General features: G+C 47.5%; 15 protein-coding genes. 3 read left to right on the top strand and 12 right to left on the bottom strand.

Annotated elements, in window-relative coordinates; translation table 11 throughout:
• Positions 1–4 precede the first annotated feature (4 nt).
• The 11 genes from JQX58_RS04130 to nadC all read right to left on the bottom strand — a co-directional run bounded on the left by JQX58_RS04130 (position 5) and on the right by nadC (position 10,406).
• On the bottom strand, positions 5–1,219 hold the full coding sequence (locus tag JQX58_RS04130) for a response regulator (RefSeq protein WP_204145546.1): 1,215 nt from the start codon (positions 1,217–1,219) through the stop codon (positions 5–7).
• 20 nt (positions 1,220–1,239) lie between these two features.
• Positions 1,240–1,458, bottom strand: coding sequence for a DNA gyrase inhibitor YacG (locus JQX58_RS04125; RefSeq protein WP_204145545.1), 219 nt, complete (start codon positions 1,456–1,458; stop codon positions 1,240–1,242).
• 3 nt (positions 1,459–1,461) lie between these two features.
• Positions 1,462–2,064, bottom strand: a complete 603-nt coding sequence (gene coaE, locus JQX58_RS04120; protein WP_204145544.1) for a dephospho-CoA kinase — start codon at positions 2,062–2,064, stop codon at positions 1,462–1,464.
• The gene (locus tag JQX58_RS04115; protein ID WP_204145543.1) at positions 2,061–2,855 is read right to left on the bottom strand and encodes a prepilin peptidase; all 795 of its coding nucleotides are present in this window, start codon (positions 2,853–2,855) and stop codon (positions 2,061–2,063) included. The genes coaE and JQX58_RS04115 overlap by 4 nt, the downstream gene beginning before the upstream one ends.
• Positions 2,842–3,882 (bottom strand): hypothetical protein, encoded by a 1,041-nt coding sequence (locus tag JQX58_RS04110; RefSeq protein ID WP_204145542.1) that lies wholly within the window; start codon positions 3,880–3,882, stop codon positions 2,842–2,844. The genes JQX58_RS04115 and JQX58_RS04110 overlap by 14 nt, the downstream gene beginning before the upstream one ends.
• Positions 3,882–4,808, bottom strand: a complete 927-nt coding sequence (locus JQX58_RS04105; RefSeq protein WP_204145541.1) for a GspE/PulE family protein — start codon at positions 4,806–4,808, stop codon at positions 3,882–3,884. The genes JQX58_RS04110 and JQX58_RS04105 overlap by 1 nt, the downstream gene beginning before the upstream one ends.
• Positions 4,805–5,260, bottom strand: coding sequence for a pilin (locus JQX58_RS04100; RefSeq protein WP_204145540.1), 456 nt, complete (start codon positions 5,258–5,260; stop codon positions 4,805–4,807). Before JQX58_RS04100 ends, JQX58_RS04105 begins: the two co-directional genes overlap by 4 nt.
• 67 nt (positions 5,261–5,327) lie before the next feature.
• On the bottom strand, positions 5,328–6,158 hold the full coding sequence (locus tag JQX58_RS04095) for a putative metalloprotease CJM1_0395 family protein (RefSeq protein ID WP_204145539.1): 831 nt from the start codon (positions 6,156–6,158) through the stop codon (positions 5,328–5,330).
• Positions 6,159–6,225: 67 nt separating this feature from the next.
• A complete protein-coding gene (gene pta, locus JQX58_RS04090; RefSeq protein ID WP_204145538.1) occupies positions 6,226–8,322 on the bottom strand; it encodes a phosphate acetyltransferase in 2,097 nt (698 codons plus the stop codon).
• Positions 8,323–8,346: 24 nt separating this feature from the next.
• Positions 8,347–9,552: an acetate/propionate family kinase gene (locus tag JQX58_RS04085; protein ID WP_204145537.1), complete on the bottom strand. Its 1,206-nt coding sequence runs from the start codon at positions 9,550–9,552 to the stop codon at positions 8,347–8,349.
• Complete coding sequence (gene nadC, locus JQX58_RS04080; RefSeq protein WP_204145536.1) at positions 9,549–10,406, bottom strand: carboxylating nicotinate-nucleotide diphosphorylase; 858 nt, start codon at positions 10,404–10,406, stop codon at positions 9,549–9,551. Before nadC ends, JQX58_RS04085 begins: the two co-directional genes overlap by 4 nt.
• Before the next feature lie 786 nt (positions 10,407–11,192).
• Here nadC and aceE point away from each other — a divergent pair.
• Positions 11,193–13,859: a pyruvate dehydrogenase (acetyl-transferring), homodimeric type gene (aceE, locus tag JQX58_RS04075; RefSeq protein ID WP_204145535.1), complete on the top strand. Its 2,667-nt coding sequence runs from the start codon at positions 11,193–11,195 to the stop codon at positions 13,857–13,859.
• 85 nt (positions 13,860–13,944) lie between these two features.
• Positions 13,945–15,927: a dihydrolipoyllysine-residue acetyltransferase gene (gene aceF, locus JQX58_RS04070; RefSeq protein ID WP_204145534.1), complete on the top strand. Its 1,983-nt coding sequence runs from the start codon at positions 13,945–13,947 to the stop codon at positions 15,925–15,927.
• A gap of 59 nt (positions 15,928–15,986) precedes the next feature.
• Here aceF and JQX58_RS04065 read toward each other — a convergent pair whose 3' ends face one another.
• Positions 15,987–17,129, bottom strand: a complete 1,143-nt coding sequence (locus JQX58_RS04065) for a patatin-like phospholipase family protein (protein ID WP_204145533.1) — start codon at positions 17,127–17,129, stop codon at positions 15,987–15,989.
• A gap of 214 nt (positions 17,130–17,343) precedes the next feature.
• On the opposite strand from JQX58_RS04065, the gene pgm reads away from it, so the two are divergent.
• Entirely contained in the window at positions 17,344–18,978 is a 1,635-nt protein-coding gene (gene pgm, locus JQX58_RS04060; protein WP_204145532.1) for a phosphoglucomutase (alpha-D-glucose-1,6-bisphosphate-dependent), read from the top strand.
• Positions 18,979–18,987: the final 9 nt, after the last annotated feature.

Genomic DNA, 18,987 nt, shown 5'->3' with positions numbered 1-18,987 from the left:
GGCGTTAACTTACTTGTTTGAGTATTTGTAGTCGCTTGCTCTGGGTGTCACTTGGCGCTTCGGCCAAACCCGATTCTAAATCGTGATTCCAGATTTCTTCCATTTGCTTCACTGTTTTCATATCTTTAAGGACGCTATAAAGCTCCATTTCCAAAAGATAAGCTTCGGTGCGTACCGCTTTGTCATCAAAGAATTGCTGATGCAGTTTGCCTAAAGTGTTTTGGAAGTTTTCCAGTTGTCTTGAAGGCAGCTCCATATCTTTGGCCAGTGCAACGATTGACTGCATGTGCTTTAAATACACTTGAGCTTGGTTGTAGCAAGAATGGCGCGCTAAAAACACCGCGCGGCGCAGAGACATCTCTGCCATGATTGGGTCGTTCACCTCTAGGCTTACTGAGCCTAGCTCGAGCTGGCGCAAAAGGCTTTTGGGTGAGCGTTGAACCGCATCAATCAATACTGCTTGAGCTTCGCTAAGGTTGCCCTGTTGTTTTAAGGTTTTCGCCAGCCAGTCATAAGCGGTGACAAAATACTTGTTATCCAACGTCAGTTGGCGAAGCTTGCCTTCCGCTTTGTCTAGCTGATTCATTAAAAAATAACACTTGGCTTCGCCAAACACTGCCCATGGCATGCGGTTTTCTCGACGGCAATTTTCGAACAGTGTCAGTGCTTCCTCATAGCGTTCTAAGGCAATCAGACAATCACCAATGATGCGTTGGCAGCGATTCTCTAAGGCAGGGTACTGACTCGCGGCTACCTGCGCTTCATCGATAGCTGTTTGATAGTCTTGCCGATCTAATGCTTGGTTGACCTTGATGAGCTTCTCTTTGTTTTCCATCAGCTTAAGCAGACGCTTTTGTAATACAGCTTGGGAAAACGGTTTAGAAATATAGCCATCTGGTGCGTATTCTACGGCGCCCATGACCATTTCCGTAGAGGTCTCTGCAGTGACCATTAAATAGGTTGAAGTGTTTAGGATTAGGCGAGAATGACGAATTTCTTCTAGTAACTGCTGGCCGTCTTTACCATTGCCTAAGTTGTAATCGGACAAGATGACATCGTATTTTTTTGCGCGTAAGAGTTCGATAGCACTCTCTGCTTTCATTGCAATCTCGATAGATTTAAAACCGAAATCATTCAGCATCTTCTTCTGCATGATTCGTGCTTCAGCCATATCTTCTATCAGTAATGCCGTTTTATCTGAAAAGTTTGGCTTGCTCATTCGCGCTAGAGTCTCTTGTTCTATAAAAACGATTTATTTGGGTCGGCCACCAACAGGTCTTCTGAAAACACTTCATCCTCTTCAGAGGTCTGTTGGGGAATGCTGTAGCTCTCGCTAGCCCATTCGCCTAAGTCTATTAATTTGCAGCGTGCGCTACAAAAGGGACGATCTTTGTTGTCGCTCGTCCACGGTGATTTTTGCCCACAGGTAGGGCAGGCAACAAGCGTTTTGGGTTCCATATATTAAGCTAATAATTCGAGTAATTTTTCGTGTAACGATAAGACTTTACCACTCAAATCCTTATGGTTACTAGTGTTTTTCAAGATAAAGTCGGCTTTTACAATGCGTTCTTGATCGGTCAGTTGCGTCGCTAAGATTCTTTCGACTTGTGCAGCAGAGTTTTGATCGCGCTCAATAACACGCTCGATTTGGGTGCTGCGTGGTACGCTAACCGCAATGGTGTAATCACACAAAGATTGCTGTTGTTTTTCAAACAGTAACGGGTGTACCAAAAGCACATAAGGGCCTTTGGCAGCCTGTAAATGTTGTACGATGCGTTGTCTTATGATCGGATGCAGCAGTGCTTCGAGCCAAGCTTTTTGCTCAGGGTCATCAAAGATTAAACGGCGCAGTTGAGCACGGTCTAAGGCACCTTGATGATTGACTATATCCGGACCAAAGTGCGCGACGATCTGTGCTAAGCAAGGCTCGCCTGGAGCAACGACTTCTCGAGCGACATCGTCTGCATCGACAAAGGGGATTCCCTGCTGCTGAAACAGTTTGGCAATGGTGGTTTTACCTGAGCCGATACCGCCGGTTAATCCGACGACTTTAGGGCTGTTCATAGGGCGATTTCCAAATAAAAAAACAACAAGCTGGCCGCAATTAAAAATGGACCAAATGGAATCGCGCTACTGTACGTTTTTCTTTGTATCAGGGCAAATATCAGTCCTAGAAAGGATGCGGCTAAAAGTATTTCGATTAGGGCATCGGGCCCTTGCCAATAAACCAACACTGCTAGCAGCTTGGCATCACCAATGCCGATCGCCTCCATGTTTCTAAAAAACTGGTAAACGCCACGTAATACGAGCAGCAAAAATAAGCTTACTAATCCGGCAAAGAGATGATTGTAGAGATCCAGTTGCTGGCTTTGTAACCAAATGGTGGCGCAACTGAATACGACTAGATGAGCGCTATCGGGGAGCCAGTAAGACTCAAAGTCGATGATGGCAGCACAGATTAATGTACTCACTAAAAGCGTTAAAGCCACTAATTCAAGTGGGTTTTGTGCATAGCCATGAAGTGGTAAAAGACAGCTGAGAGTGAGGCCTTCAATAATCGGATAGCGCAAACTAATCGGTGTATGACAATGATGGCAACGACCTTTTAACCATGCATAGCTGAGCAAGGGAATTAATGCGGTAGCGTTCAATGAATGATGGCAGTGCGGGCAATAGGAACGACTGTGCCATAAGGCAAATGAGGGCCCATTTAATGGCGCTAATGCGAGAATCTGTCTCGCTTCTTGATGCCACTGTCGCTTTGCGTGCTGCTGCCAGCGCCAAGAAAGAGAACCGATTGCGCTTCCGATGCAAAGACTAACCAGAGCGTACAGTAATGGCTCAATAGACCACATTGCCAACCTCCATCAACGGAGCGTATAGCTGTACCAAGGTATAAGCCACAAAACTAGAGGCAATCAGCATGCCTAGCACAGGGCAAATTTTGTATAGGATGCTTAACGCTTTTTCGCTGCGGTGTTGCCACTCGTCAGCTGCTACGGTGAGCGCCAAGTTAAGATCACCTGTATGCGGAGTGTTGGCCAGCAGCGTGGCACTGGCGTTTATGAACCAGGTGTTAGGCAAAGCGTTATGGGCAGCATCGCCACACTGGAGTTTAAGTAAAGCCATTATCAGTTGGGTGCGCTCTTGTGTGCTGGCGCTGTCTCTTAACGTTACCAGTGCTCGCTGTAAAGATTCGCCATTATCGAGTAATGCCGCCAGCAGCGTTAAGTAGCCATGAATCCGAAAGCTTTGGCAATGACGCACAATAAAAGGGTAAGCAAAGCCAGCGTTAAGCCAATAATACAGCAGTATCTGTAGCCCGGATAACGTAAGCCAAGCACAGGTTAGAGGGAGCAGAGAAGCATCTGTTAGCCAAGCGTTTGCAAGGGCAAGCAGTAATGCGCTTTGGATAACAGCAAATGGATAGGTCAAGCTCTTTAGTAAGCGCCCAGTCAAATCCTGCTGGGTAATCAAAGACTGCTTGGTGATTTGTAAGGCTGCGACTTTACTTTCTTCGGTGCTGTCTTCAGGCATTAAACTGAGTAACGGTATTACCTTTTTTGGGGCAACTAGAGCCAAAGCATGCCCAATGCTGAACCCTTGAGATAATTGGCTTTCAATAATAATCATGGCGCGCTGAGCGGCCAGAGGAAGTCTAAAAGTTTGCTGTGCCAGCAGTGCATTTTGCAGGGAATGACCTTGCTCTGTGTAATGTAATATTTGCTCAAGAAGCGTAAGAAAATGATCACTACGGCATGGTTTCACTTTTATCTGTTGTACGTCTGAGATGGGGATGCTGAGAGTAAGTGCGTAGCGGTAAGCTTCGCTATAACAATCAAATGGCAAAATTAGGTTGCTGGAGTACTGAAACCAAAGCATTAATTTGACTCCATTAACAATTGCCAAAGCTGTGGCTGTTCAATCAAGGTGGCATAGCTTGAGGGCAATTGGTTTTGCCACTGTGGCTGTAAGGTGCTGAACAGGGGATGCTGAGAATCCGTTTGATAAGTCATCGATTGATGAATGATCAGTTTCAGTGTGCTGACCAATGAAAAGAAGTCAACGCTCCAGTTTTGACAGCGATGAACCACATTTAGAGCACTATTGGTATGCAGCGTGGCGAGCACTAAGTGGCCAGTCAGAGCGGCAGAAATAGCCAGATCTGCCGTCTTTGCATCACGTATTTCACCTACCATGATCACATCTGGGTCTTGGCGCATAAAGGCTTTTAAAAGACTGTGCGTGTCAATATCTAGCCCAATATTGGGTTCAAATTGGTAGATGTTTTGGATTGGCAGCTCAACAGGATCCTCAATCGTGAAAATAGTGCGAGAGCCATCATTAATGTGTTCGATGCAGGAGTAAAGAGTCGTCGTTTTACCTGAGCCAGTTGCACCGCAAACCAATATCAGTCCGCTAGTTTGTTGAATCGCGGTTTCAAGGGCCTGATAGGCGGCGGTCGGTAAGCCGATATCGGTGAGGGCGCGTTGGCGAAAAGGCGATAAAATTCTTAGAGCGAGCTTCTCGCCTTGCTCCGAGTGTACGATGCTGACACGTACGAAATAAGTGGCTTGTTCATGCACAACACTAAATTGCCCTTCTTGTGTGCGCCTGGTTTCCGCAATGTTAAGGTTAGCTTCTATTTTGATACGATTAACAAGTGTTGGTCCTCCTTCTAAAACAGTGGGAGGAGTGAGCTGGCCGAAACAACGTAAACGCACAATGACATTTTGTTTCGTTAATAAAATATGAATATCTGACGCTTGTTGCTCGATGGCCCGTTGCAATAATTGGTCTAGATTCATGGCTGCAGCCCCAAGTTTGCTGATTGGCATTGTTGAGGAGCGATTTGCTGATCAAGTGTGGTGCTACAAAGCCACTGGCCAGAGGTTTGCCGTGAGTATCTGAGGTACTGGCCCTGGTCGATGCCTACCGTATCGCTAAAGGTTAAGGTGAACTCCCCCTGAAAGGTATCGACCTGATTGTTTTGGACGGTACTAATTTCATCAATATGGCTAAAGCTTGGTGTTAGTTCAGCAAATTCCGTGTCATTTGGGTAGTGTGATTGAATCATAATGAACTCATCAATGGCACTGGAAAGACGGTTACTGAACAATTGGCTATCGACCAAGTTGGCCTTAGCGATGTGACGTTCAAAAGAGGGCGCGGTAAATGCCGCAAGAATGGATATGATGGCAACCACCACCATCAGTTCGACGAGGGTAAACCCAGCATTGGGCTGTGGCACATGTGTCATAGCTTCACTCCTTGAAGACGTTGACTATAAATAGGGAACTTACATCCTGTAAGTTTGATAACGACTTTTAAGCGTTTATGCTTATTTGTCCTCCTGTATTAGATTGGAAACCTTGGATAGAGTAACCCGCTTCTAGAGTGGAGCGGCGAATCACGTCCATCTGTGTGCTGTTGTCAGTTACGCTACTAGTGGATGCTTCTGTGTTGCTTGCATTGGCTGTCCCTGAGGCATCATTAGTGCCCTGAACATCGTTGGTTTCTGACGAGTTAGTGAGCGTTTGGTCTTGGCTACCATTGCTTTGTGCTAATTCTGACATAGCAGCAGACATTTTCTGCTGTGCTTCGCTGGCAACTGATCGGTCCGCGCCAGATGGTTCAGCAGGGGCAAGCGCTGCTCGGTAGACTTGACGCATTTTATCAATAGTGGCTTGCGGATCGCCTGGGATTTCACTGACGTCAATTTGAACTTCGCCATCTGTCACATAACGTTGACCATCAGGTCCTTGCTCATAGCTGTAAGAGGGGCTGCCGGCGTACTGTCCACCTGCTGCGGCATGCGCTTGCTCATGGGTGCGTACCTCTTCATCACGAGCTTTTAGATCATCCACTTTAGTTTGCTCTTCTTCTGTTAACGAGGTGTTAGACTCGTTGTCATCTGTGGCTTCGGAAGATTCTGAACGGTCAGTTTCGTCGGTAGGGGCTTGCTGAGCTTCTTCGGATTGAAGTGCCTGTGCTTCTTCTGAGAGAGTCACTTGATAGTCTGAACTCGCGCGTGCTTGGATCGCATTGCTAGAAGCATCTGCTGGCAGGGCGCGTTCTGAACGACTGCTTCCGTTCGCAAGAGTGCGATCGAGCAAGGCATTTTGCGCTTCAATTGAGTGAGAAATACTGCCAGACATACTAACGACCATTTAAGACAATAAGGTAAATGTAATTAAATGGTCGTTTTTTGTCCAGCAAATGCGGCTATTTATCTAGCTGGCCTGCTTGAATAGCGGTGATAGCGATGGTGTAGACGATGTCATCCACCAGCGCGCCGCGAGATAGATCATTTACCGGCTTGCGAATGCCTTGCAGCATGGGGCCGATGCTCACAACTTCCGCACTTCGTTGCACCGCTTTGTAGGTGGTGTTACCAGTATTAAGGTCTGGGAAGACAAATACGGTGGCTTTACCCGCCACTTTGCTATTTGGAGCTTTCTGGTGAGCAACCTTTTCCATGATGGCGGCATCGTATTGCAAAGGACCATCAATCAATAGATCAGGGCGTCGTTGTTGCGCAATAGCGGTAGCTTCTCGCACTTTGTCGACATCATTGCCACTGCCTGAGCCGCCAGTGCTGTAGCTGATCATCGCCACCCGCGGTGCAATACCAAACGCTTCTGCTGACATAGCGCTTTCGATGGCAATTTCTGCCAGCTGTTCGGCACTTGGGTCTGGGTTGATAGCGCAGTCACCGTACACTAATACTTGATCCGGTAAGCACATAAAGAATACCGATGACACCAAGCTGGAGTCTGGTGAGGTTTTAATGAGCTGCAGTGCTGGGCGAATCGTGTTGGCGGTTGTATGAATGGCTCCTGAAACCAAACCATCAACATCGCCTTGCTGTAGCATCATGGTGCCAAGCACAACATTATCTTCTAATTGCTCGCGTGCCACGATATCGGTTAAACCACGGTGTTTGCGAATCTCTACCATGGGTGCGACATATTGATCACGGATGGTGTTGGGGTCGATAACTTCTACACCAAAGTTCAGATCAATGCCGTTGTTTTGGGCAATGCGCTGAATTTCATCCGGATTACCTAGCAGCGTACAGCGCGCAATGCCACGCTCAGCACAAATTGATGCTGCTTGAATGGTACGGATCTCTTCACCTTCTGGCAGTATCACGCGCTTATTAAGTTGACGAGCTTGCTCAATTAGGCGATAGCGAAATGCTGGCGGTGATAGCTTGCGCTCTTCATCGTTAAGAGCAAAAGTGTTAATCCAGTCGTGGTCAATGCAGCGGGCAATGTGTTCTTTAACCGTCAGTATGCGCTCTTTGTCATCTAACGGAATTTCTTGGTTAAAGGACTGCATTTTGATAGCTGTTTCCCAGCTGTTGCTGTCTACCGAGAGTACCGGTAAGCCTTTGGCCATCGCTTTGCCGCATAGGGTGAGTAGTGCTTCACTGGGTTGATAGCCACCAGTCAGTACCAAGGCGGCAATTTTGGTGTCATTAAGTGCGGCGATAGCCGTTGCCATGATGACATCGGTACGATCGCCTGGCGTAAATACGAGCACACCAGGACGTAAAGCTTCCAATACATTTTCCACGCCTCGAGCACACAAGGTATAAGACTGAATGCGGCGGGTGTCCATTTCACCGGCACTGACAACGCTCGCGCCAAGAAAATCAGCCACATCTTTAACGCGTGGGTAGGTTAGCTCTTCTGATGCTGGAATTTGCCCAAGCAAACTAAAGTTACGTTTAAATATAGGGCGCTGAGCAAACGTATCACCATAAGACTTCATGCCTAAAGAGCCCGGCTTGGTCTTGTTCAGGATGCAGCCGATGACATCTTCCGCTTTAATACCTCCGTATGAGCCCGCAGCAATCTCTACGTGATGCTCAAGCTCAGTGACACGCATTTCATTAGGGGCGGTCACTAATACAATGCCTGCATCGAGCGTTCTTGCGATGGCTTTGTTTAAGCGAGTAGCATACGGGTGCCCTGGGATTTGCGCCAGTCCTTCAACAATGACAGTAGAGTCAGGCTCGATGCTGGCCTGAAAGCGTCCTACCACTTCTTCCATAAGTTCATCAATAGCATCGTTATATAGATAACGTTCTGCATCCTGCAGAGGGATTGGTTCGGCTGGGCGTAATGTCGAGCCCTGCGCTACCATTGCGGTGGAGCGATCAGGGCCATTATCACCTGGATGAGGTTGGGCGATGGGCTTAAAGAAACTGGCCTTAAGGCCTTGTTGCTCTAACGCTCGCACTAAACCAACTGACACTGAGGTCAATCCAACACCGGGACCGGTAGGTACTGTCATTAAAACGTTGGTAGACATTTTTATCCTATTTAAATACGTATCTTATGAAGGCTTGTGGCCTGCATTAATTAATTCTAATGTATCTTGGGCAATGAGCAGTTCTTCATTGGTCGGAATAATCCAAACCTTAATACGCGCTCCGGTAGGGGAAATGGCATTCAATTCCCCGCGTGGCGCCGTTTGGTTAGCATTATGATCCAACTCTACGCCTAGCATTGTTAGGCGTTTACATATACGAGAGCGGATTAAAGGTGAATTTTCACCGATGCCGCCGGTAAAAATGACATGTTCAATCGAGTCTAAATTGGTCGCCACGGAGGCCAGTTGCTTCGCTGCACGGGAAGCAAACATAGTTAATGCCAAATCTGCTCGATCATCACCTGTCGCTTGAGCCGTTTCTAGGGTTCGGCAATCGTTTGAAATTTCCGAAATCCCCTTTAAGCCGCTTTCTTTATTTAAAATATCCAATGCTTGTTTCATTGAGATACCTTCGGCATCAGCAATAAACGCTAACAAGCTAGGGTCTAGGCTGCCGCTACGTGTGCCCATCATTAACCCTTCAAGGGGAGTGATCCCCATGCTGGTATCGACCGAGCTACCCGCTTTGATAGCACAAACACTTGCGCCATTGCCCAAGTGCGCAACTAATGCATTTTGAGTGCCATAGTTAGCATCAAGACTTGCTAATTTTTGCGCGATGTAACGATAGCTGGTGCCGTGAAAGCCATACTTACGAAAGTGATGGTTGCGGTACAGGCGCATTGGGATCGGGTAAAGGTACTGGTCTTGGGTTAATGTTTGATGAAAAGAAGTGTCAAACACCGCGACATGGGGTAGTTCGCCAAATAAAGCTTGTGCCTCTTTAATACCTTTCACATGAGCAGGGTTATGCAGTGGCGCGAATATGGCACATTGCTCAATCCCTTCAAGCACATCTTCATCAATCACGGCTGATTGGTGGAAGGTTTCGCCTCCATGAACCACTCTGTGACCGCCCCCTGCGAGCTGAATACCTGCCTCGGGATGATCGTCAATCCAGGCTTTAATAGCACTGACTGCACCACGATGATCATGCTCATAAAGTCGCTGTTCTGTTTTGGTGCCAGCGTACTTAAAGGTAATGGTGCTATGCTCCGAACCTAAACGTTCAGCAATGCCTTCAAGCAATGGCGCTGATTCTGAAGCGTCCTGAATGGCAAACTTCAGTGAAGAGCTGCCGCAGTTGATGACGAGTGCCTGTTGCTTCAAGTGCGTTTCTCCTCAATCACACGAAGAGATAAATCAATCGCCTGAATGTGTTTGGTCAGGGCGCCCACTGAAATGTAATCAACGCCAGTCGCTGCAACGGCTTTAATATGCTCGTCCGTCATATTACCTGAGGCTTCAAATTTCACGGTGCCTTGGTGTGTTTTGACGGCAGTAGCCATATCCTCGAGAGAGAAATTGTCCAGCATGATGATATGCGCGCCGGCGCTGACAGCTTGAGCGACCTCATCCAAATTTTCGGTTTCGACCTCAATTGGTTTGCCCGGTGCAACTTGGTGCGCTTGACGTACTGCTGCGTCGATGGAACCGGCCGCCATAATGTGGTTCTCTTTAATTAAGAACGCATCATAAAGTCCCACACGGTGATTTTGCGCGCCGCCCACTTCGATGGCGTATTTTTGCGCTAAGCGGAAGGTTGGGATGGTTTTGCGAGTGTCTAGAATCGCCAGTGGCTGGTCAGCGACGAGTGCTGCATAACGACGTGAAATGGTCGCCGTGTAAGAGAGCATTTGAATGTAGTTTAGGGCAGTGCGCTCACCAGTCAAAATGCTACGTGCATTGCCACTTAATTTAAGAAACGGTTGGTTTACTTCTAGATCATCGCCTTCCTTAGCGAGCCACTCTAGTGTCACTGATGGATCTAGTTGGGCAAAAACTTCTTCGGCCCATGCTGTACCACACAGTACGGCCGGCTCGCGTGACACAACATGAGCCACTAGAGTATTGGCTTCAGGGATTAATTGTGCGGTGATGTCACCAGAGCCGATGTCTTCATTAAGAGCGAGAGTGACGTGATGTTTAATTGTCTCGAGTAGCTGCTTGCTAGGCGTTGCCATGATGTCATCCAAATTCTATCAGCGGTTGTAAAAAAGCTACGTCATTGTAGCGAGTAACTGGGCTTTAGTCAGTTTCGAAATGGTTTTTGTAACATTTGATAAAGCGGCCGTGATCGTAATCATAATAATTTACGCTTATGGTAGCTATTTGTTTGCTAAATAATGAGATTTAAATACACTAAGATGTCCAGTTGGTACTGTATGAAAATGGTGAATTTGCTCAAAAAACAATCACTTTGAGTCCTTTTTAAACGACTCATAGCCAGTAACTTGTGCTTTGTGGCTATGCCTTTATCAGATTAGATGGTAATCTTAGCCGCGAATTTTGTACCAACTCACGGGAATAATGGTCACAACGAAGCGCAATAGACGCGCTATTCGAGCCATGGAAAGCATGCCAACTCGAGTATTCATCAGCTTTACTTGAGTGTTTTACGTGACACCAGTTAGTGCTGGCTTTGACCTTCTGCACTGCAAAACAGTGTGCAGAGATCAGGGTGGCAAAAGGTTTGTTAATCAAACTTTATATACGGAATAGGCTTACCTAAGATGATAGGTGGTCGGTGAAGACGGCATAAGTATCTAACTCAAATAACAAGCTTATTTATCGTCAAGCTTACATACAATAAGTCGCCAGAGATAAGGCGAGGCTTATTTATGTAGTTACCGGCTGGAAGGTTACCAACCTGATCCAACGAGCCTGTTTAAACTGCTTATGGGTTTCCAACAACCAAACAGAGCCCATAAGTTTGAAGATCTGTTCTTATAGCGGGGGTTATAAACACTATGACGGAGCAGCATATCCTCGAAGATATCGATCCAACTGAAACAAAAGAGTGGGTCGATGCGCTCGAGTCTGTCCTTCGAGAAGAAGGTCCTGAACGTGCCCAGTACATTCTGGATCGTTTAAGCAAAGAAGCTGTAAAAGCCGGCACTCCAATGCCAGCTTCTATTACAACGCCATACCGTAATACGATTGCACCTCAAAACGAAAAGCCACTACCTGGTGATTTGTTTATGGAGCGCCGTATCCGTTCTATTATTCGTTGGAACGCATTGGCAATGGTAATGAAGGCTAACCGTGAAGATTCTACTTTAGGTGGCCACATTACAAGTTTCTCATCTGCAGCAACTTTGTACGACATCGCGTTCAACCACTTCTTCCGTGGTGCTAGCGAAACACAAGAAGCCGACATGGTGTTCTTCCAAGGCCATATCTCTCCAGGTATTTACGCACGTTCATTCATCGAAGGTCGTTTAACCGAAGAGCAAATGGACAACTTCCGTCGTGAAGTGGATGGCAATGGTTTGTCTTCTTACCCACACCCTTGGTTGATGCCTGAATACTGGCAGTTCCCAACGGTATCGATGGGTCTTGGCCCGCTACAAGCAATTTACCAAGCGCACGTAATGAAATACCAAGACAGCCGAGGTCTTGTGAATCAAGGCGATCGTAAGGTTTGGGCTTTCTTAGGTGATGGTGAGTGTGATGAGCCAGAATCTCTAGGTGCGATTGCCCTAGCTGGCCGTGAAAAGCTTGATAACCTAATCTTCGTGATTAACTGTAACCTACAGCGTCTTGATGGTCCTGTACGTGGTAACAGCAAGATTGTTCAAGAGCTTGAAGGCGTATTCCGCGGCGCTGGTTGGAACGTAGTGAAATGTCTTTGGGGACGTCACTGGGATCCACTGTTTGAAAAAGACGATAAAGGTCTGCTGCAAAAACGTATGGACGAGGTTTGTGACGGTGAGTTGCAAAACTACAAGGCCAACGGCGGCGCTTACACGCGCGAGCATTTCTTTGGTAAGTACCCAGAACTACTAGAGATGGTGAAAGATTTATCTGATGACGACATCATGAATCTGAACCGCGGTGGCCACGACCCATACAAAGTTTACGCAGCATACGCTGAGGCAACGTCTCACAAAGGCCAGCCGACGGTTATCCTAGCGCAAACCGTTAAGGGTTACGGCATGTTCAAAGCGGCTGAAGCTCAGAACACTGCCCACCAAACTAAGAAACTGGATGAAGAGTCATTGGCTCAATTCCGTGACAAGTTTGGCATCCCGATCAACGATGAAGATCTGAAAGATCTGCCTTACTACCGCCCAGCGGAAGACAGCCCAGAGATGAAGTACTTGCGCTCACGTCGTGAAGCACTTCATGGTGACTTCCCAGTGCGCCGTAAGGACTGTGAAGCACTTGATGTGCCATCACTGGAAGACTTCAAAGCTCAGCTTAAAGGCACTAATGGCCGTGAAATTTCATCAACGATGGCATTCGTTCGTTGTTTGAACAACATGGTTAAGCATAAAGGCATTGGTGAGCGTGTGGTACCAATCGTAGCCGATGAGGCGCGTACGTTTGGTATGGAAGGTATGTTCCGTCAGTTGGGTATCTACTCTTCTGAAGGTCAGCGTTACACACCGCATGACCACCAGCAAGTTATGTTCTACAAAGAGTCTGAGAAAGGTCAGATTCTACAGGAAGGTATTAACGAAGCGGGTGCGATGTCTGCTTGGTTGGCGCTGGCGACTTCTTACAGTAACAGCAACTACCCAATGATCCCTGTGTACATCTACTACTCAATGTTCGGTTTCCAACGTATTGGTGACTTGGCATGGGCGGCAGGTGACTCACAAGCACGTGGTTTCCTATTGGGTGCGACAGCGGGTCGTACAACGCTAAACGGTGAAGGTCTACAGCACGAAGATGGTCACTCGCATATTCTTGCGGGTACGATCCCGAACTGTGTGTCTTACGATCCTACTTACTCATACGAAGTAGCAGTGATTGTACAAGACGGCCTACGTCGCATGTACCAAGAGCGCGAGAGTGTTTTCTACTACCTAACGGTAATGAACGAAAACTACGAGCACCCAGACATGCCAGAAGGTGTCGAAGAAGGCATTCTGAAAGGTATGTACAAGCTTAAGTCTGTAGAGAAGAAGGGCAATAAAGAAACTGTCCAGCTTCTTGGTGCGGGTGTGATTCTGCGTGAAGTAGAAGCCGCTGCTGAGATCCTAAGCGAAGAGTACGGTATCAGCTCTGATGTTTGGAGTGTGACGTCGTTCAACGAATTGCGTCGTGAAGGTTTGGATGCAGCGCGTTGGAACATGCTTCACCCAACTGAAGATCAGCGTCTATCATACGTAGAGCAGTGTCTAGGTGATAAAGGTCCTGTTATCGCTTCGACTGACCACATCAAACTTTACGCGGATCAGATCCGTCCATTCGTAAACAACACCTACAATGTGTTGGGTACTGATGGCTTCGGTCGCAGTGATACGCGTGAGAAGCTACGTCACTTCTTCGAAGTGAACCGCTACTGGGTTGTTGTGTCTGCATTGAGTGCACTAGCGAAAGACGGCAAAGTGAAAGCTGACGTTGTCGCTGAAGCAATCAGTAAATTTGGCCTAGATCCTAACAAGCCAAACCCAGTTACCGTATAAACAACGGATTAATCGGGTCTGAGTCGGCCACAAGCCGACTCAGCGAGTTAAAGTTTGATGCGTCTTTACGACAAAGGAGATTTCCGTGAGTACTGAAATCGTTCGAGTACCGGATATTGGTGGTGCGACTGACGTCGATGTAATCGAGGTGAGCGTACAAGTTGGCGACATGATTGAAGTCGACCAATCTATTATCGTATTAGAAACAGACAAAGCGTCTATGGACGTGCCGTCTCCGCTTGCGGGTAAAGTGACTGCAATCTCAGTTTCTGAGGGTGATACCGTTTCTGAGGGCAGTGATATTTTGACCCTTGAAGTGGAAGGTGGCGAAGCAGCCGAAGAAGCACCGAAAGAAGATTCTGCTGAGCCTGCTGAAGAAGCACTAGCACAAGAAGAATCAAAAGCAGAGAAGCCTGCAAAAGCAGCTGCCACAGCTGAGCAAACTGTTTCAGTGCCAGATATCGGTGGTGCAACAGGTGTTGATGTTATTGAAGTTTGTGTTGCTGAAGGCGACGAAGTTCAAGAAGGTGATTCGATCATCGTGCTTGAAACGGACAAAGCTTCAATGGACATCCCAGCGCCAGCAGCAGGTAAAGTATCTAAGCTTTTGATCAAAGAAGGCGATACCGTTTCTGAAGGCGATGAGATTCTTGTTTTGATGGCGGAAGGTGCAGAGCAGTCAGCTGAAGAACCTGCAGCCAAAGAAGAAACACAGCCTGCGCAAGAAGAGGCGGCTCCAGCAAAAGAAGAGTCTGCTCCTGCTCAGTCAGGTGGCGTTGAGTCTGTTAACGTACCGGATATCGGTGGCGCGACAGACGTTGATGTTATTGAGGTGAGCGTGGCTGAAGGCGATAAAGTTTCTGAGGGCGATTCTCTGATCGTGCTTGAAACAGATAAAGCGTCTATGGACATTCCTGCGCCTAAGTCTGGTACGGTTAAGTCTGTATCAATCAAAGAAGGTGACAAAGTATCTGAAGGTACTTTGATTCTTGAGCTTGAAGTTGAAGGTGCCGCGGCGCCTGCTCCAGCGAAAAAAGAGTCAGCACCGAAGCAAGAGGCACCAAAATCTGAAGCGCCTAAGCAAGCGGCTGCTAAAGAATCTGCTCCAGCGGATCAGGGTGCAGTCTTGTCGTCGCCAAGTAAAAAAGTTCACGCTGGCCCAGCAGTACGTTTGCTAGCCCGTGAGCTAGGTGTTGATCTTTCTCTAGTGCGTGCTACAGGTCCACGCGGCCGCATCACCAAAGAAGATCTACATGCTTACGTGAAAGCGGCGGTACAAAAAGCTGCGTCTGCTCCAGCTGCAGGTGCTAGCGCACCAGTTGCTGAAGGTGCTGGCATTCCTCGTGTTCCTGAAATCGACTTCAGCCAATTCGGTGAAGTTGAAGTGAAGAAGATGAGCAAGATCCACAAGCTAACGTCTTACAATATGACGCGCTCGTGGTTGAATGTGCCGCATGTTACGCAGTTTGATAAAGCTGATATCACGGATCTGGAAGAGTTCCGTAAGAGCTTGAAGCCTGAAATGGAAAAACAAGGTGTGAAATTGACACCACTTCCGTTCATGATCAAAGCGGTGGCAATGGCGCTGGTTAAGAACCCTGCGTTCAATGTATCGCTTCATGCGGATGGCGAAAGCATCGTGCAGAAGAAATACGTACACATCGGTATCGCTGTGGATTCACCAGTTGGTTTGGTTGTTCCTGTATTGCGTGATGTGGACCAAAAATCTGTGGTTCAAATTGCCAAAGAGGCGGGCGAGCTGATCAAGAAAGCGCTTGATAAGCAGCTTAAACCTGCTGAAATGCAAGGTGGCTGTTTCACCATCTCTAGCCTTGGTGCAATGGGTGGTACAGGCTTTACACCAATCGTAAATACGCCAGAAGTGGGTATTTTAGGTGTGTCTAAAGCGGATGTTGAGCCTCGCTGGAACGGTAAAGAGTTTGAGCCACGCACTATGTTGCCATTGTGCTTGTCTTACGATCACCGTGCAGTCAATGGTGCAGATGCAGGTCGTTTCATGACCTACTTGAATGCATTGTTAAGCGATCTACGTCGTCTAACCCTGTAAATTCAGTGGTTAAGATTAAAAAGGCAGCCTTTGGGCTGCCTTTTTTTGTTTGCGGCAAGTCAATCTTCAGTAAAAAACGCTTCGATCTTGTCTCTTTGCCACATGGCATCTTTGTAGCCTAAGGCCATGAGGGCTTGGCAGTATTCTGGTGTAAAGAGTAGGTAGCTTGCAGGTGAGGAGGCATTGCGTGGATGATTGCCGCTTGCGGTACGAAGTAATCGTTGGATGTGTTTAGGGAGCGAATCTAAGTGCTCGTTTGCAATGACATTCAGCCCTCTAGAGGGTGATATAACAAGCGTTTTGCGTAATGCAAAACCATTAGGGCGCAGCTCTTGGGGGATTAACGACAATAGGGTGTTCATTGTTTCAATGTTAGCAATATCATCTTCCACTGAGTCGATAAACGCACTGTTAAAGAGTTGCCCTAGTACTTGCATGATTGAGGGTTGCTCGTTGGATTGTTCTGTAGGTGTCGTACGCCAGTCTATGGCTTGTCGATTATCGCTGACGCCGATAATCATCAGTTTCTCGGCCCCTAGGCGTATCGCTGGCTGTATGGCTGAGCCCAAGCGTACTGCACCATCGCCAAAGTAATGGTCGCCAATCTTACTTGCCGGAAAGATACCAGGTATCGCGCTCGAGGCAAGCAAATGTTCAATTGTGATGGCTTGTTTGATGCCTACCTTACGGCCAGCATGCCACGCTTTGATCTCAGGGTTGGCAGTTTGAAAAAACGTGGTCGAATCGCCGTCAGAATAATTAATGGCGGTAATGGCTAGCGTTTCAAGATGTCTTTGGTTGAGAGCGACCGAGACAGTATCGAGATCTAAAAACTCCCGTAATAAATGCTCGAGTGGCTCATTGGTCATCAGTGAAATCTGTTTGCCATGGCGCTGATTGAGAAAGATATTAGCAAGACTACGTGTGATGGAGGAGGCGACCGGCCAGCGGCTGACTTGATAAATCTGATCAACAGTCAGGTGTCGCCAAATATGTGATAGCAGTCTCACACCCGAGATCAGGCTGTGTGCACGAGTGGCAAGCAAGGTGGCATTGAGTGCGCCAGCAGATGTGCCGCATAAAATTGGAAAGGGTAGTCCTTCTTGCTCAGGAAGTATGGTGGCAAGTCCCTGTAAAACACCTACTTGATAGGCGCCACGAGCGCCGCCTCCTGATAATAGTAGCGCTGACTTTGACAACATGACCTACGCTCCTAACAACTGCTTCCATGTGCTGAAGTCTAGTCAACGCGGGTAGTTTGTGCGAACAAACTTTGTAGTCTTGTGTAATAGGGCTTTGATTGTCAGTATTTTAGCCAAAAGTAATAAATAATTGATTTTCTTCTGATATGCATTGAAAGTGCTGATCGTTTTCGGGACTATAAAGGCATTCATTACCGTTAAGGAGCCGCAGCAGATGGCAATTCATCCTCAGGCAGGGCAGCTTGCGTCACACGATTGTCTAGTTAATATTCCTAAGCTTATTTCGAGCTACTATTCCTTAAAACCCGATGTTACGAGCTCTGAGCAGCAAGTCAGCTTTGGCACTTCTGGTCATCGTGGCAATGCCTTTAATAAAAGCTTCAACGAAAATCATATAAAGGTTGTCTGTCAGGCTATCGCCGAGTATCGCGCTCAGCAAGGGTTTAAGGGACCTCTGTATCTGGGTAAAGATACGCATGCTTTGTCAGAAGCGGCATTTAATACGGCGCTACAGGTCTTGGTAGCGAATGGCGTTACTGTAATGATCCAGGCTGGAGATGGCTTCACGCCGACGCCTGTGATTTCTCATGCGATTTTGACTCACAACGCTGCACATCAAGAATTAGCGGATGGTATTGTCATCACGCCTTCCCATAATCCGCCAGAAGATGGCGGCATTAAATACAATCCGCCTAAGGGTGGCCCCGCTGATAAAGATATTACCGACTGGGTGGCTAAGCGTGCCAATGAGTTGCTAAAGGATGTCGAGCAGGGTGTTAAGGTGCTTGATGTAGAGCAGGCGCGTAGTAGCTCACTCGTACGTGAATTTGATTACGTCACGCATTATGTGAATGACTTAGAGAATGTCATCGATATGCAGGCTATTCGTGATGCTAAGGTGCGTATTGGTGTCGACCCGCTGGGCGGCTCGGGGATTGCTTTTTGGCGGCCTATCGCAGAGCGCTATGGGTTAGATATAAAGCTTGTGAACGAGCGGGTTGATCCGACGTTCGCGTTTATGCCACTGGATAAAGATGGCCGCATTCGTATGGATTGCTCATCACCGTACGCTATGACTAACTTGCTGGCGTTACAGGATGATTTTGATGTAGCGGTTGGTAACGATCCTGATTATGACCGTCATGGTATTGTTTGTCCGGGCTTTGGTTTGATGAATCCTAATGCTTATCTGGCGGTGGCGATTGAGTATTTGGCTCAGCATCGTCAGTGGTCAAAAGACGTTCAGTATGGCAAAACCTTGGTTTCAAGTGGCATGATCGATCGGGTTGTTGAGTCGCTTGGTAAAACTCTGTGTGAAGTGCCCGTTGGTTTCAAATGGTATGTTGAGGGGCTTTATCAAGGCACTTTGGCATTTGGTGGTGAAGAAAGTGCAGGGGCATCATTTTTGCGTAAAGATGGCACTGTCTGGACAACTGATAAAGACGGTTTTATTTTGGCGCTGTTGGCGGCTGAAATTATTGCGGTTACAGGCAAAAACCCTGCTCAATTAGCTGAGCAGCAGGCACAAAAATTTGGTCAGCCCTACTACAAGCGTATTGATGTATCGGCGACGCCTGAGCAAAAGGCTATTTTAAGCAAGCTAAGCGCTGAGAGTGTGCAGGCGGACACGCTGGCAGGCGATGCTATCGTCAGCAAACTGACGCAAGCGCCTGGTAATGGTGCTGCCATCGGCGGCTTAAAGGTCTCGACCGAAAACGGCTGGTTTGCCGCGCGCCCATCTGGTACAGAGAATGTCTACAAAATCTATCTAGAGAGTTTCGTTTCTGAGGCGCATTTGGAGCGTTTAGAAAATGAAGCCGTCGAGCTTGTCGACAGCGTGCTGAGTTAACACAATGGG

Origin of the sequence: Marinomonas ostreistagni, from assembly GCF_016888445.1 — a bacterium.
GTDB lineage: Bacteria > Pseudomonadota > Gammaproteobacteria > Pseudomonadales > Marinomonadaceae > Marinomonas > Marinomonas ostreistagni.
The sequence above is the reverse complement of the archived record's forward strand: the minus strand, read 5'-3'. Positions and strand labels throughout refer to the sequence as shown.

Coding starts and splice junctions, on each gene's coding strand:
- JQX58_RS04130 (WP_204145546.1), bottom strand. CDS start 1,219: ATGAGCAAGCCAAACTTTTCAGATAAAACGGCATTACTGATAGAAGAT.
- JQX58_RS04125 (WP_204145545.1), bottom strand. CDS start 1,458: ATGGAACCCAAAACGCTTGTTGCCTGCCCTACCTGTGGGCAAAAATCA.
- coaE (WP_204145544.1), bottom strand. CDS start 2,064: ATGAACAGCCCTAAAGTCGTCGGATTAACCGGCGGTATCGGCTCAGGT.
- JQX58_RS04115 (WP_204145543.1), bottom strand. CDS start 2,855: ATGTGGTCTATTGAGCCATTACTGTACGCTCTGGTTAGTCTTTGCATC.
- JQX58_RS04110 (WP_204145542.1), bottom strand. CDS start 3,882: ATGCTTTGGTTTCAGTACTCCAGCAACCTAATTTTGCCATTTGATTGT.
- JQX58_RS04105 (WP_204145541.1), bottom strand. CDS start 4,808: ATGAATCTAGACCAATTATTGCAACGGGCCATCGAGCAACAAGCGTCA.
- JQX58_RS04100 (WP_204145540.1), bottom strand. CDS start 5,260: ATGACACATGTGCCACAGCCCAATGCTGGGTTTACCCTCGTCGAACTG.
- JQX58_RS04095 (WP_204145539.1), bottom strand. CDS start 6,158: ATGTCTGGCAGTATTTCTCACTCAATTGAAGCGCAAAATGCCTTGCTC.
- pta (WP_204145538.1), bottom strand. CDS start 8,322: ATGTCTACCAACGTTTTAATGACAGTACCTACCGGTCCCGGTGTTGGA.
- nadC (WP_204145536.1), bottom strand. CDS start 10,406: ATGGCAACGCCTAGCAAGCAGCTACTCGAGACAATTAAACATCACGTC.
- aceE (WP_204145535.1), top strand. CDS start 11,193: ATGACGGAGCAGCATATCCTCGAAGATATCGATCCAACTGAAACAAAA.
- JQX58_RS04065 (WP_204145533.1), bottom strand. CDS start 17,129: ATGTTGTCAAAGTCAGCGCTACTATTATCAGGAGGCGGCGCTCGTGGC.
- pgm (WP_204145532.1), top strand. CDS start 17,344: ATGGCAATTCATCCTCAGGCAGGGCAGCTTGCGTCACACGATTGTCTA.